The following is a 13,690-nucleotide window of genomic DNA, read 5'->3' on the forward strand; positions in this document are numbered from 1 at the left end:
GTGCGAACGGGCGTTCACGTCCCGCTTGGGCAAGACTGCGTCCGCTATCCGAAACAACGACCCAAGGGAGTGTTCGAAATGCGGTCCATCGCAAGGAGTCTCGGGCTCGGATCCGCCGCCATGGCGCTCACGGCGCTGTCCGCGCTGGCCTGGCCCGGGGCGGCCGGTGCCGCCCCCGCCGCTCCGGCCGGCACCACGAGCCTGTACGCGCCTTCGGCGCTCGTGCTCGGTGTCACCGCCGGGGACGACGCCCACAGGGGTACGGTGCTGCGGGCGGTGACCCTCGTATGCGCGCCGGCGCCGGGCGGCACGCACCCGGACCCCGTCGCGGCGTGCGGCGAACTACGGCGCAGCGGCACCCGGTTGGACGCACTGACCGCCCCGGCCGCCGACACCGCGTGTACCAGGGAGTGGAAGCCGATGACGGTGACGGTCGACGGGGTGCTGGACGGCCGGCGGCTGAACTACACGCACGTCTTCGCCAACGCGTGCGGCCTGCGGAGCACCGAGAGCGTGCTGTTCGACTTCTGACCGTGCGCGGGAGGGACCGGCCTGGCGGCGCCGTGCGACCGCCGTCAGGCCGGCCGTTCCCCGCTCGACCGCTCGGCCGCTGCCGCTCGGCCGCTCAGCCGAGTTCGAGACTGGTCACCCCGAACAGCTCCGCCGACGACAGTTCGGGGGTCGGGCCGGTGTACATGCGGGCGGTCTCGAAGGTGGGCTCCAGGCCCAACGCCTCGAACAGCCCGGCGGCATGCGGGTTGGCGTCGGGCACGTCCACGGCGACCGCCTCGCCGGGCGCGGACCGCGCGAGGCCGTGCAGCAGCGCGTCCGCGACCGCCGGGTCGGCGGCGTAGAGCGGGCCGATCCGGTGGGCGCCGCTGCTCGGACGGATCACGCCGAGGCCCTCGACGCGGCCGTCGCGGACCGCGGCGAGCGCCGTACGGCCGGGCAGGGAGGTCCAGGCGGACAGGAAGGCGTCCCGGGGCTCGGGGAAGAACCTCCGATCGTAGGCGGCGAGCCGGGCGAAGGGCAGCGAGGCCGCGTCCACGATCTCGACCCGGCCGTCGGCCCCGCCCTCGCCGCCACCCCGGGGCACGCCCTCGTAGCGCATGTTGTTCCAGGCGTGACGGAACCCGGATTTGCGGTAGTTGTCCTGCTGGGCGACGACCCCGTCCAGGCCGACGAGCCGTCCGTCGAGCCTTCGCATGGCGGCGTCCCACATGCGGATGCCGTAGCCCTGGCCGCGGTGGGCGGGGCGGGCGATGTAGAAACCGAGGAAGCCGAAGCCGACCCCGTAACGGACGGCGGAGACGCAGGCCACCGGCTCGCCGTCGAGCCGGCCGACGAGGAAGCCCTCCGGGTCGGCGACGGCGAACGCGAACCGGTCCGAGTCCCCCGGGTTCCAGCCCTCCTCGTCGGCCCAGCCACGGATCATTTCCATGTCGGCGGCGCTCGCGCCGGTGATCTCGAATGTCGTCATGCCCCGTGTTGTACCAGACCGTCAGGATCCGGCAGTGGACTGATCATCCGTCAAGAGTGCGGTGAGCAGGCTCGGATCGACCTCGCGGTGCAGGTCGCTGACCTGTCCGTCGCCGACCTCCACCACCCGCCACGCCCCGTCCGTCCGCAGCGCGAGGTCCGTGGTCACGAAGGGACAGTCCAGCGCCCGTACGGCGGCTCGTACCGGTTCGAGATCCCGCGCCGGGATCTCGGCGGCCTCCGGGAGCGGGCTGTCGGGGTGGGCGGTGAACAACCGGGGCTCCCCGTCCCGCCACCAGATCCTGACTTCCGTGGCCGCACCCTCGGGCGCGACGAAGTGCTCGAAGGCCCTCAGTACCACCCCGCCGGTCAGGAACTCGTCCTGGAGTTCGACGAATCGGCTCACCACGCGGTGCAGGGCCTCCGGGTCACCCAGATCGGGGATGTGACAGGCCTCGTGCCACTCGTGCTTGCGGGACTTCACGTAGTCCTTGACCACGCCGGCGCCGGGCGGCAGTGCTGCGGCGAGGGCGGCGAGCCGCTTCCGGTCCGGGATCGCCCCCGGAGCCGTGGGCAGCCACACACTGGCCGGGGTGAGGGCGGCGAACGTGTCGTACCAGCCCGGGAGTTCGTGCGCGCGGCGGTACGCCTCGGGGCCGGTGCCCAGTTCGCCCCCGCGCCGCCGCAGGGCCTCGTCCAGCTCGGCGTACCGGGCGGCGGGAACCATCCAGCCCCGGTAGCGGACACCGCCCGCCGCCGTGGGGACGCGGGCCACGGCCCGCTCGGCGTCCCCGGCGAGCAGCGCGTCGTGGTCGACGAGGGCGACCGTCGCGCCCTGGGCGCGCAATGCCCGGGCCTCCGCCGCGAAGTGCGGGTCGACGCGGCGCCCGCCCAGCGGGTCGGCGCAGTACAGGACGGTCGTGGCGGGCGTGGTGGCCATGGTCATGACCACCAGCCTAGGGAGCCCTCCGGGGCGTGTTCGCGGCGCCCCTCGTCAGGCGTTCAGCCCGCGCAGATCACGTCGTCGAGCCGGATCGGCTGGGAGTCCAGCCGGACGTACGCGGTGAAGGTGTCGGTGGTCTCGGAGCCCCATTGCGTGGTGACGGTCGCCCAGCCGACGCCGGCCGCCTGGGCGACGGTGACCGGGCCGATGGAGATGCCCTCGGGTTCGTTCTCGGCGCAGAGGAGCACGTCGGTGTCCGTGTTCTCCTTCTGCTTGTCCTTGAGGACTTGTGAGACCTGGTTCTCGCGGCCGTCGTCGGAGGGGCCGTGGTCACCGTAGAAGTCGCGGAGGAAGCGGGTGATCTCGGCGGCGGTGTGCCCGCCCCGGGCGGCGGGGGCGAGGACGGCTCCGTCCCCGCCCCCGGGGGCGGCGTGGCCGGGCGTCGGGGCCAGCAGGGCGAGCAGGGTCAGCGGCAGGACGCCGAGGCTGTACGGCATGAGCTTCATATCCGATATGTAACCCTCGGCTCCTGTCGGCGCGCCCCGGCGTGTCGCGTGTCCCACTCTCGTGGAGGGCTCGATTCACCGCAGAAACGACTCTTCGAGGGCCGTTCCCCACCCGGGATTCCGCAGGCTCCGGCCCGGACGGTCCGTCGAGCGGATCGATCGGAGAAGGCAGACGAGAGCCGGGGGAAGGGCGTACTCCGGATGGTGGACGCGGTGGCGGGCCCACGCGTGCGGGCCGGCGGTGCCAAATCCGGTCGCGGGCGCGGGCTGCCGGTCCGTAGGGTCGGCGCATGGGAAAGCCGCTCGTCGCAGTGTTCAGTGGGGCAGGAATGTCCACCGATTCCGGGATTCCGGACTACCGGGGGCCGCAGGGCCTGTGGCGCCGGGAGCCCGACGCCGAGAAGCTCGTGACGTACGAGTACTACATGGCCGACCCGGAGATCCGGCGCCGCTCCTGGCTGATGCGGGCCGAACTCGGGGCGATCGGGGCGCGGCCCAACGCGGCGCACCTGGCCATCGCCGCACTGGAGCGCGGCGGCACCCCGGTCCGGGTCCTCACGCAGAACGTGGACGGGCTGCACCAGCTCGCCGGGATGCCGGCCCGCAAGGTGTTCGAGCTGCACGGCACCGCCCGCGAAGTGGTGTGCACGGCCTGCCACGCCCGGTCGGGGATGGACGAGGCGCTGGCCCGGGTCGCCGCCGGGGAGCCGGATCCCGCCTGCCGGGCGTGCGGCGGGATCCTCAAGGCCGCGACGGTGATGTTCGGGGAACGGCTCGACCCGGAGGTACTGGGGCAGGCGATGGCCGTGGCCAAGGGCTGCCAGGTGTTCATCGCCGCCGGATCCACCCTCCAGGTGCAACCGGCGGCCTCGCTCGCCGGGATGGCCGCGGAGGCGGGGGCCCGGCTGATCATCGTGAACGCGGAGGAGACCCCGTACGACTCCCTCGCCGACGAGGTCCTGCGCGAGCCGATCGGTACCGCCCTCCCGGCGCTGCTGGCCCGGATCGCCGGCTGAGCTCCGGGCCGCCTACTCCCCGTCGGCCGCCCGGCGCATCGCCGCCACGTCCAGCTTCTTCATCTTCATCATGGCGGCGGTGGCCCGGGCGGCCCGCTCCGGGTCCGGGTCGGAGACCAGGTCGATGGCGCCCGGCGGGATGACCTGCCAGGACAGCCCGAACCGGTCCTTGACCCAACCGCAGGCCGACTCCTCACCGCCGTCCCGCGTGAGCGCGTCGTAGTAGTGGTCCGCCTCGGCCTCGTCGGCGCAGTGGATCTGGAAGGAGATCGCCTCGGAGAAATGGAACTGCGGTCCCCCGTTGAGGCCGACGAACTTCTGCCCGTTGATCTCGAACTCGACGATCATCACCGATCCGGTCGGCCCGGGTCCCGCCTCGTTGTAGCGGGCGGTCCGGCCGCGCTTGCCGTCCTTGAACACGGACAGGTAGTAGTCGGCCGCCGCTTCCGCGTTGCCGTCGAACCACAGGCACGTGGTGAACCCGTTGCCGCTCATGACTGCCTCCAGGCGAGTGGGTGAGTGCGTGCGCGTGCACGTCCTCACATACGGACCGGCCCCGGGCCCGAAATTCATCGGTGGGCCCGGGGCCGGTCCGTGTCCGGTCCTGAATCGACTCGTACGGCCTACTTCTCGCCGGCCTGGTTCATCGCGAGCATCCGGTCGACGACCCGCTCGGCGGCGTGGCCCTCGTCCAGGTCGCAGAACTCCTCGCGGAACGCGGCCCGCGCAGCGGCGTACTCCGCACCGACCGCGTCCGCGGCCCGCACGGCCTCGATCAGGCTCGCCGAGTCCGCGAGCAGCGGGCCGGGGGCCTTGGCCTCCAGATCGAAGTTGAAGCCGCGGAGCGTGCCCTTGTAGTGGGCCAGGTCGTACGTGAAGAGCAGGATCGGCCGGTCGGTCAGCGCGAAGTCGAAGATCGCGGAGGAGTAGTCCGAGATCAGCACGTCGGCCACGAGCAGCAGGTCGGTCGCGTCGGCCCAGCGGGACACGTCGATGACGAAACCGTCGCGGACGCCGTCGCGGACCTGCTCGGTCACGTGGTGGTGACCGCGGATCAGCAGGACGTGGTCCTCGCCCAGCTCGCGGCGGGCCGCGTCCAGGTCGATCCGGAGGTCCAGCTTGTAGCCGCCGGAGAAGCCCTCGCAGTTCTCGCGCCAGGTCGGCATGTAGAGGACGACCTTCTTGCCCTCGGGCAGGCCGAGCCTCCGCCGGACCTCGGCGATGCGCTCCGCGTCGGGGCGCACGAGCGCGTCCGTGCGCGGGCTGCCGACCTCGATGACCTCGCCGTCGTAGCCGAGGGCCCGCTTGAGCAGCGGGGTGGCGTACGAGCTCGGGGAGGCGAGCAGCGACCACTGGGCGCTGTCGTGCTCCAGGCCCTCCAGGATCCACGGGCTCGTGTAGTAGTCGTGCACGAAGTCGTGCCCGATCTGCTTGATCGGCGTGCCGTGCCAGGTCTGTACGACGGTCTGTCCGGGGCGACGCAGGAAGCGGCGCGGGACGTTGTCGTTGGTCACGAAGTAGCGGGCACGGGCCAGGACGTCCCAGGACTCCACGCTGTCGTACTGCACGGCGCGGGCGGTCGCGGGGACCTCGGCGCGGCCGTCGCGGACCAGCCAGATGTGCTCCAGCTTCTCGCCGCGGCGCAGCAGTTCCTCGTGGATGGCGCGGGGCGCGTCACCCGCGCCGTTCCCCTGGAAGGTGTCGTAGACGACGATGTCCTTGACCGGCAGGGCACGCTGCGCCGGGTAGGTCTCGAAGCGGGCGACGCGCTGGGCGTAGTTGGAGCGGTCGTGCGGGCTGAGCAGCGGGTCGGCCACCAGCACCATGCGGTCGTGGAAGCGGGTCTCGACCCGCATCCGGCGGCCCTGGACCGTGAACGGGTGCGGGCCGGAGAACAGCATGCCGGTGCCCATCTGCACGGGCGCGCCGCGGTCGACGCCGAGCAGGCCGGCGGTGGTTCCGCCCTGGGCGACCGGGCGCATGGTGGGCCACCAGCGGCCCTCGGGGAGCGTGGTGCGGCCGGCGTACGCCTCGGGCAGCATCGGCTCGAACTCGGCGGTGAAGGTGTCGCCGTCACGGGTGACGGGGTAGCTGAACTCGACGCCGTGCGCGTTGTGCAGGACGAGCTCGTACGGCTCGTCGGTGGGCGCGATGAAGCGACCCCGCAGGGCGACCTTGCCCTCCCCGGCGGTGACCTCGTCGATCAGCGGCGGCGAGGGCTGCACGGAGAGCGTGAGGTGTCCGGTGTTGCCGCGCTTCGCGAAGAGCGCGCGGCCCTTGTCGGCGCCGGGCAGCGGAACGATCAGGCCGTTGAAGCCGCCGCGCTCGTCGTGGGCCAGGCGGTGCTCGGTGCCGTCGGCCCCGAGCACGGAAAGGCTCCAGGGCTCCGGGGTCCACTCGCCGGGCTCGCACTCGGTGTCCGGTACGGCGGCCAGCTCGGCCAGCGCGACGCGGGCGGTGAAGGGGACGCGGCCGCCGTCGGCCTCGCCCGTCTCCACCGGGAAGGTGGCGGTGGTGCCGGTGGTGACGTGCACGGCCTGGAGGACGGAGGGAACTCCGACCGAGGCCGACAGCTCGCCGATGATCTCCACGGCGTCGTCGCCGGCGGGACGCACGTCCAGGCCGCGGGCTCCGACGACCTCGACCTGGATGGTGAGGGCTCCGGAGACGGTGGGCAGGATGCGGACGTTCGGGGCCACCCAGTGCGGGGGCGGGTTCTGGCCGGTGTCGTGCTCACCGCCGCGCAGGCGGGCGCGGTGCAGGCCGCCGGCGCCGGTGACGGCGACGGAGGTCGTCCACGTCCCGTCGCGCCACTCGCCGCCGGACTGGAAGACCGAGGGGTCGACGGCGGCGGTGAAGCCGGCCCAGCCGGCGTGCCGCAGGGCGAGGTGCGGGGACATCACGGAGGCCATCGGGGAGGCGACCGTGCGGGTGCTGACGACGGAGCGACGGCGCTTGCCGCCCTCGCGGAAGATCAGCATCTTGCGGGAGCCGAGGCGGCTTTCCGCACCGAGGTGGCCGGGGAGGGCGTAGCCGCGCAGCATCAGCTTGCCGTCGACCCAGGACGCCTGCTCCAGACGGCTGACGACGCGGCGCTCGCGCTGGCCGAGGGTGAGGATCTTGGCGGGGACCGGCGGGCGACCGTGCAGGAAGGGGTAGTCCGCCTGCGGGCGGGCGAGTCCCTTGACCGGCACGCTGTAGTGGTAGTCGGACTGGTGCTTCTGGAGGGCGATGAAGTCCTCGACGCGGCCCTCGCCGGCGAGGTAGGCCTTGAGGCGGTCCGCGACGGTCAGGTTGGGCCAGGGGCCGGTGCCGATCTCGCGGACGAGGCCGCCGACCTCCTTGACGAACGCGGCGCGGAAGTCCGGGCCGCCCTCACCGACGTACTTGTAGATGAGCGGCAGCTCCTCGCTCAGCACGTTGTAGTCGTAGTCGCGCAGGTAGCGCTCGTACTTCGCGCCCTGCTTGGCCTTGAGGGACTCGCGGACGAGGCGGACGGACTTCACGCGGTCGATGAGCGAGATCGGGTCGGTGGAGCGCTGGGTGATCGAGCGCTCGCCGGTCTCGCGGACGCGCCAGTGGTAGACGCAGTCGCTGATGATGTCGACGCTGGCGGCGAAGTAGTGCGCGGGGATGCTGACCGGGGCGTCCTCGTAGAGGATGCCTTCCGGGTACTGGAAGCCGTGGCGGTCCCAGAAGGAGCGGCGGTAGACCTTGTTCCACGCGGTGCGGTCGGTGACCAGCGCCGGGAACTTGGAGATGTGGGTCTTCAGCTGCGTCCGGGCGAAGGCGGCCCGGTGGCCCCAGGACTGCTGCATGCCGACGGAGCGGAAACGCTTCACGTTGCCGCCGGCGAAGTCGGAGCCGGTCTCGTCGAGCGCGGCGATCATGCGCTCGTAGGCGTAGTCCGGCATCGTGTCGTCACTGTCGACGAAGGCCAGGTACTCCGCATCCTTGTCGGCGTGCCGGGCACCGACGTTGCGCGCGGCGCCGAGGCCCGCGTTCTCCTGCATCACGACGCGGAAGCGCTTGTCCTTGGCGGCGAACGCCTTGGCTATGACTGCGCTGGTGTCCGTGGACCCGTCGTCCACGAGGATGACCTCGAAGTCCTCGAAGGTCTGAGCGGCGATGGATTCCAGGCACTCGTCGAGATAAAGCTCGACGTTGTAAACGGGGACGACGATGCTCAGGCGCGGGGGCATAGGTGGCGGGTTCTCCAGCGTTTTATGCTTTATCGATGATCAGCTGCTCACAGCATCCTACTCTGTAACAGAATCATAAACTCCACCCATATGGGGCAAACGAAGCCGATCGCCGGGCGGACGGCAAGAATTAAACCGTCCGCCACGTCGACGACGCCGTCCTACGTCAGATCTCCAGGTCCGACTCGATCTTCTTCAGCTGGTGTCGGGCCATCGCGAGGTTGGCCCGGCCCTTGTCGAGCACCAGGTAGAGGAAGAAGCCCGCGGCGGATCCCCGGGCGCGCATCAGGCGGATCAGGTGGTACTGGGTGCCGAGGGTGATGAGGATGTCCTCGATCTCGTCCTTGATCCCGAGCATCTCCATCGTGCGGACCTTGGCCCGCACCACGTCCGTGTTGCCGGCCGCGGCGACCGTGAGGTCGAGGTCCTTGCCGCCGCCGATGGTACCGAGGGCCATGCCGCTGCCGTAGTCGACGAGTGCGGCGCCGACGGCGCCCTCGATGAGGGTGGTGGCTTCCTTGAGCGCTGTCTCCACGTTGGCCATGAGTCGTTCCTCTTTCTCGTTCGCTGTGTGATGTCGCTGGTGGTGTCTGTCTCGGTGTCTCTGTCAGGTGTGGTGGTACGGGACGGAGCGGTACGGGACCGCGCGGCCCCGACAGTGGTACGGGTTCACGCGGGTGCGGCGCCCGGGCCCCGGCGGCGCCCGAGGGCGGGTTCGACGAGTTCGGCTATGCGGACGCTGGAGCGGCGGGCCTCCAGGTGGAGCCGCCCGACGTTGACCCGCGGTTCCGCGGTCAGGGTCAGCACGGCGGCGTCGCCCGCGGCGTAGGTCGCCACGTAGCCCTGTTCGCCGCGTACCAGCAGCTCGCGGAAGAGACCCTGGCCGGTGCAGTCGCTGAGCCGTTGGGCCACCCCGAGGGCGGCCGCGGTCAGTGCCGCGACGGACTCGGCCTCGGTGGCGGCGCTGTCCTGGGCGAGGACCAGGCCGTCGGTGCTCGCGGCGAAGGCGCCGGTGAGCTGGGGCACTCGGGACCGCAGCCTGCGGAGCTCGGCGAGTATCTCGGCTTCCGTCTCCGGGGGCACCGTACTCATGTCGGACTTCCTCCTCTCGGCATCCCTCGATTCGGGCTGCCTCCGCTCGGAGCGGTCGGTGCGCAGGACCGGTCGCAGCGGGAGCCTCACAGACTTGCCTCCAGTGCGTCGCGTAACCGGCGGAGCAGCGCCACGTCCGGGGATTGGTCCTGGGTCATCCAGTCGGGCAGGGGGGCCGCGGGCGGCTGCGGGGCCGGCGCGTGCGGCGTCTCGACCAGTCCGGCCGCCGCGAGGCGCCGTACGTCGAGCAGTGTGTGGAAGGCCGGACGGCCCAGCACCCAGGCGAGGTCGGCCGGTGTGCGCACGCCGTCGGCGTGGTGCAGCAGGATCCGCTGCCGGGAGGTGACCGTCTGGCCGGGGGCGGCGGGCCGGGGCACCACCGGGGCGGTGTCCAGCTGCGGGTAGGGCCAGACCGCGTCGAGCAGTTCCCTGCGCCGGCAGGTCTCGCGCTCGACGGCGGCGGCGGGGACGGAGCGGACGGAGCCGATCCAGTGGGTGGCCCCGCGGCGGAACCGGGAGGGGCCGCTGCCCGGTGAGAGCGCGAAGAACGCGGCGTCGAACATGGCGGCGAGGTGGCATATCTCCAGCTCTCCGCCGGCGAGTCCGCCGCTGTCCACGAGGAAGCGGGCGACCTGGCGGCGGGCACCGGCCCGGTCGACGGCCTCGCGCCAGCGCTCGGGGGCGAGGCCGCCGCCGGTGGTGAGCAGTACGTCGAGGCCGGGGGTGGCCGGACTCTCCGCGTGCACGATGCGGCCGTCCTCCAGGAAGAGGGTGCCGCGGTCGCGGAGCAGGGCGCCGGTGGCCCGCTCGGCGGCGAGCCGGGTGAGGAGGGGGGAGACGGCGGTGGCGGTGGCGGTCATCTGAGCACCAGCCCCTCCGCCAGGGCCCGGAGTCTGTGGCGGGCGAGGGCGAGGTTTCCGTCGGTGCGGTCGAGCCAGAGGTGCAGGAACACGCTGCTGTCGAAGCTCGTCTCGACGAAGCGCAGTACGTGGTAGCCGGTACGGGTGGTGACGATCAGGTCCTCCACGGGCGGGCCGGCCGCCTCGCCGCCCAGGGCCGCGGTGGCCGCCGGGGCGAAGGACTCGTACTCGGCGGCCGCCCGGGCCAGCTCGGCGGTCTCGGCGGCGGTGGTCTCGTGGTCGCCCACGGGCGATTCCCCCGCGGTGCCGAGGGCCAGTCCGCTGCTCCAGTCGACGAGCGCGGCCCCCCGCGCACCAGGCAGGGCCATGGCTTCGAGCAGGCATTCGTCGATCCCGGGCACGCGGGCTCCCCTCCCGGCCGGACGTGCTGAGTGCACGGTCTGCGGCGCGACAGGAGGGAACTTACTCAAGTTCCACACTGCGGAAGGGGGTTCTGGCATTTTCCGCTGGAACATGCGCCAAAGCACAACCGACCTTGGCCGGTTCGCTTCGACTTTTGATCAAGATGCGAGCGGTAGATCGTCCGCAAGTCGAAAGGCGCCGCCCTCGCGCCGGACGTAACCCTCGTGGGTAAGGGTGCGCAGCAGGTGGTAAACGCTGGGCAAGGGAATCCCGGTGATCCGGGAGAGCCTCTTCGCGGTCGCCCCGCCCTCGGCGTGCATCGCCTCCACGAGACGCAGCGCGCGCTGCACGGAACCGATCAGCGTGGGCGTGCTGTCCTTCCGGTCCTGCTCGGCACCCATGCGTGGTCCCCCTCCTCCGGTACGAGTCCTGGCAGACCCATCAAAGTCGCTCACCGGCCCCAAACCCGGCTGACTCGCTTGAACCCGCGCGTCGGATCACCACACCCCGGTCCGACCGCGGCCCCGACGCCGCGTCCCTCCATCCTCGGGTGATCCGCGCGCGCCTCCCGGCTACTCCCCGTCCGGGAGCAGCCGTTCGACCATCGTTTCGATGAGGCCTTCCACGGGGTGCGCCCGCAGGGTGGCCGGGGCGGTCAGGTCGTCCACGATCAGGCCGAGCATGGCGAGGTACAGCAGCGCCACGCCCTGCCGGTCTCCCGGGAGGCCCGACTGCAGGTGCCAGTCGATGTTCGCCTCCAGCTCGGCGGCCTGGAAGCCGGCCAGTTCCGTCTGGAGTTCGGGGCGGCGGGTGCCTTCCAGGCGCAGCTCCAGCATCGCGATGTGCACGCTGCGTTCGCGCCGCATCCGTTCCAGGAGCCGGTCGAGCAGCACCTTGGTGTCCAGGGGTCCGGCCAGGTCCTGGGGGTCCGGTGCGAGCCGCTCGCGGGTGCGGTGGAGGATCTGCACGAGGAGTTGGGCCCGGTTGGCGAAGTAGTTCGAGGCGGTGCCCGTGGGCACTCCCGCCTCCGCGTCCACGGCGCGCAGCGTCAGCCCGCGCGAGCCCTCGCGCGCCAGGACTTCGATGGCGGCGTCGAGCAGGGCGGCGCGGCGCTGCGGATTCTGGCGCATGGACGGTCCTCGGATCGGGGTGGGTGTGGCACACGAGGTGAGCACTGCACATGCAGTGCTTCGCTCACGGTAGCGGATGGTACCGGTCCGGTCCGCCCGGAAGAGCCGGCCCGGGGCCTGATCCGAAGGACAGGCCCTAGTGCTCCTTGCGCGCCGACTCCAGCAGGTAGGGCACGTCGATGACCGCGACCCCGGGTGTGAAGAGCAGCCGCGCCTTCAGGCGCAGGGCGTTCTGGTTGTGCAGGGGGTGCTCCCACCAGTTCCCCACGACGTACTCCGGGATGACCACCGACAGGACGTCCGTCGCCGAGTCCCGCGCCAGTTCCTCCACATGGGCCTGGATCGGGCCCACCACCTCGCGGTACGGGGAGTGCAGGATCTTCAGGGGGACGCCGGGGTCGTGCGCGGTCCAGGCCTCGCGCAGCCGGTTCGCGTCCTGCTCGTCGGCGGCGACGGTGACGGCGGTCAGGGTGTCGGGGCGCAGGCCCTGCGCGTAGCCGAGGGCCTTCAGCGTGGGGGCGTGCACACTGGCGACCAGCACCAGGACGTGGTGGCGGGCGGGTTTGCGCGGCTTCGCGTCGGGGGCGACGGCGACCTGCTGCGCGACCTGGTCGTAGTGGCGCCGTACGCCCAGCATCCCGAAGAACAGCACCGGCATGGCGATGACGACCAGCCAGGCGCCGTGCGTGAACTTGGTGATGAGGACGATGACCAGGACCAGGGCGGTGAGGACGGCGCCGACGGCGTTGATGGCGCGCCGGCGGTGGATGTGGACGCGCTCCTCGCGCGGGGTCTCGGCGGAGGCCAGTTCCCTGTCCCAGTGCCGGACCATGCCGGCCTGGGAGAGGGTGAAGGAGACGAACACGCCGATGATGTAGAGCTGGATGAGGCGGGTCAGGTTGGCGTCGAAGGCGACGATGAGCCCGATCGCGACGAGTGCGAGCAGCACGATGCCGTTGGAGTAGACGAGCCGGTCGCCGCGGTTGTAGAGCTGCCGGGGCGCGTACCGGTCCTTGGCCAGGATCGAGGCGAGCATCGGGAAGCCGTTGAAGGCCGTGTTCGCGGCGAGGATCAGCACACCGGCGGTGACGGCCTGGAGCAGGTAGAACAGGAAGTGCCAGTCGCCGAAGGTGGCGCGTCCGATCTGGGCGAGGGCGGTGGACATCGGGGTACCGGGCGGCAGGCCCAGTTCGGTGGGGTCCTCGGCGACGTGCACCTGGTACGTCATGGCGAGGGCGGTGATGCCCACGAACATGGTCACGGAGAGGAAGCCCATCGCGGCGAGGGTGGTCGCCGCGTTCTTGGCCTTGGGCTTCTGGAAGGCGGGTACGCCGTTGCTGATCGCCTCGACGCCGGTCAGGGCGGTGCAGCCGGAGGCGAAGGCGCGCATCGCGAGGAACACCAGGGCGATCCCGGTGTAGGTGCCGGTCGCGGTGATCGGCAGGTCGGCGGACTCGGCGCGGATGGTCTCGCCGGTGGCCAGCCGTACCGCGGCGAAGGCGAACATGAGGTAGATGACGAGGACGAACCCGTAGGTGGGGATGGCGAAGATCCGGCCCGATTCGCGGACGCCGCGCAGGTTCATCACGGTGAGCAGCACCACGAAGCCGACCGACAGGACCACTTCGTGGTCGCTCAGCGCGGGGATGGCGGAAGTGATGGCCGAGACCCCGGAGACGACGGAGACGGCGACGGTCATCACGTAGTCGACGAGCAGGGCGCTCGCGGCGGTCAGCGCTGCGGTCGGTCCGAGGTTTTCCTTGCTGACGACGTACGCGCCGCCTCCGCTGGGATAGGCGTGGCAGGTCTGCCGGTAGGAGGCGACGACCACCACGAGGAGGAAGACGATGGCGGCGGCCGCGTACCAGGCGAGGTGGAGCAGGGCGACCCCGCCGAGGGCGAGGATCAGCAGGATCTCCTCGGTGGCGTACGCCACCGACGAGAGCGGGTCGCTGCAGAAGATCGGCAGGGCGAGCCGCTTCGGCAGCAGGGTCTCGCCCAGGCGTGCGGTGTCGAGGGGTTCACCGACCAGCACGCGCTTCGCATTGATACGCCTCATT

At 71.6% G+C, this 13,690-nt stretch carries 13 protein-coding genes and 1 pseudogene; 2 read left to right on the forward strand and 12 right to left on the reverse strand.

Translation table 11 applies throughout. The annotated features are described in order from the left end of the window. The first annotated feature begins 78 nt into the window (after positions 1 to 78). Positions 79 to 531: a subtilase-type protease inhibitor gene (locus tag ACFYZL_RS09970; protein WP_384583611.1), complete on the forward strand. Its 453-nt coding sequence runs from the start codon at positions 79 to 81 to the stop codon at positions 529 to 531. Positions 532 to 625: 94 nt separating this feature from the next. Here ACFYZL_RS09970 and ACFYZL_RS09975 read toward each other — a convergent pair whose 3' ends face one another. Genes ACFYZL_RS09975 through ACFYZL_RS09985 form a run of 3 tightly spaced genes read right to left on the reverse strand, consistent with a single transcriptional unit; the run spans position 626 to position 2,928 of the window. After that, on the reverse strand, positions 626 to 1,480 hold the full coding sequence (locus ACFYZL_RS09975) for a GNAT family N-acetyltransferase (protein WP_388677759.1): 855 nt from the start codon (positions 1,478 to 1,480) through the stop codon (positions 626 to 628). Positions 1,481 to 1,501: 21 nt separating this feature from the next. Then, positions 1,502 to 2,425, reverse strand: a complete 924-nt coding sequence (locus tag ACFYZL_RS09980; protein ID WP_388677762.1) for an ATP-grasp domain-containing protein — start codon at positions 2,423 to 2,425, stop codon at positions 1,502 to 1,504. 56 nt (positions 2,426 to 2,481) lie between these two features. Next, the gene (locus tag ACFYZL_RS09985) at positions 2,482 to 2,928 is read right to left on the reverse strand and encodes a hypothetical protein (protein WP_388677765.1); all 447 of its coding nucleotides are present in this window, start codon (positions 2,926 to 2,928) and stop codon (positions 2,482 to 2,484) included. A gap of 290 nt (positions 2,929 to 3,218) precedes the next feature. On the opposite strand from ACFYZL_RS09985, the gene ACFYZL_RS09990 reads away from it, so the two are divergent. After that, positions 3,219 to 3,944: an NAD-dependent deacetylase gene (locus ACFYZL_RS09990; protein WP_384756787.1), complete on the forward strand. Its 726-nt coding sequence runs from the start codon at positions 3,219 to 3,221 to the stop codon at positions 3,942 to 3,944. Positions 3,945 to 3,956: 12 nt separating this feature from the next. On the opposite strand, the gene ACFYZL_RS09995 is transcribed toward ACFYZL_RS09990, so the two are convergent. The 9 genes and pseudogenes from ACFYZL_RS09995 to ACFYZL_RS10035 all read right to left on the reverse strand — a co-directional run bounded on the left by ACFYZL_RS09995 (position 3,957) and on the right by ACFYZL_RS10035 (position 13,689). Continuing rightward, positions 3,957 to 4,439: a VOC family protein gene (locus tag ACFYZL_RS09995; protein WP_384756790.1), complete on the reverse strand. Its 483-nt coding sequence runs from the start codon at positions 4,437 to 4,439 to the stop codon at positions 3,957 to 3,959. Positions 4,440 to 4,567: 128 nt separating this feature from the next. Further along, positions 4,568 to 8,146 carry a CDP-glycerol glycerophosphotransferase family protein gene (locus ACFYZL_RS10000; protein WP_384756793.1) on the reverse strand — a complete coding sequence of 1,193 codons (3,579 nt, stop codon included), beginning with the start codon at positions 8,144 to 8,146 and terminating at the stop codon, positions 4,568 to 4,570. Positions 8,147 to 8,312: 166 nt separating this feature from the next. Further along, positions 8,313 to 8,690: a hypothetical protein gene (locus tag ACFYZL_RS10005; protein WP_384756796.1), complete on the reverse strand. Its 378-nt coding sequence runs from the start codon at positions 8,688 to 8,690 to the stop codon at positions 8,313 to 8,315. A gap of 125 nt (positions 8,691 to 8,815) precedes the next feature. After that, positions 8,816 to 9,238, reverse strand: a complete 423-nt coding sequence (locus ACFYZL_RS10010; protein WP_384756798.1) for a roadblock/LC7 domain-containing protein — start codon at positions 9,236 to 9,238, stop codon at positions 8,816 to 8,818. 86 nt (positions 9,239 to 9,324) lie between these two features. Further along, positions 9,325 to 10,098, reverse strand: a complete 774-nt coding sequence (locus ACFYZL_RS10015) for a transcriptional regulator (RefSeq protein WP_384756801.1) — start codon at positions 10,096 to 10,098, stop codon at positions 9,325 to 9,327. Continuing rightward, positions 10,095 to 10,499 (reverse strand): hypothetical protein, encoded by a 405-nt coding sequence (locus ACFYZL_RS10020; RefSeq protein WP_384583640.1) that lies wholly within the window; start codon positions 10,497 to 10,499, stop codon positions 10,095 to 10,097. The genes ACFYZL_RS10015 and ACFYZL_RS10020 overlap by 4 nt, the downstream gene beginning before the upstream one ends. Before the next feature lie 186 nt (positions 10,500 to 10,685). Further along, a pseudogene (locus tag ACFYZL_RS10025) lies at positions 10,686 to 10,901 on the reverse strand (helix-turn-helix domain-containing protein); the annotation flags it as partial. A 171-nt stretch (positions 10,902 to 11,072) separates the two neighbouring features. Further along, on the reverse strand, positions 11,073 to 11,630 hold the full coding sequence (locus ACFYZL_RS10030) for a TetR/AcrR family transcriptional regulator (RefSeq protein WP_384756804.1): 558 nt from the start codon (positions 11,628 to 11,630) through the stop codon (positions 11,073 to 11,075). A 136-nt stretch (positions 11,631 to 11,766) separates the two neighbouring features. Next, positions 11,767 to 13,689 carry an APC family permease gene (locus ACFYZL_RS10035; protein WP_384752368.1) on the reverse strand — a complete coding sequence of 641 codons (1,923 nt, stop codon included), beginning with the start codon at positions 13,687 to 13,689 and terminating at the stop codon, positions 11,767 to 11,769. Position 13,690 lies beyond the last annotated feature (1 nt).

The organism is Streptomyces sp. NPDC001717 (assembly GCF_042892775.1).
GTDB lineage: Bacteria > Actinomycetota > Actinomycetes > Streptomycetales > Streptomycetaceae > Streptomyces.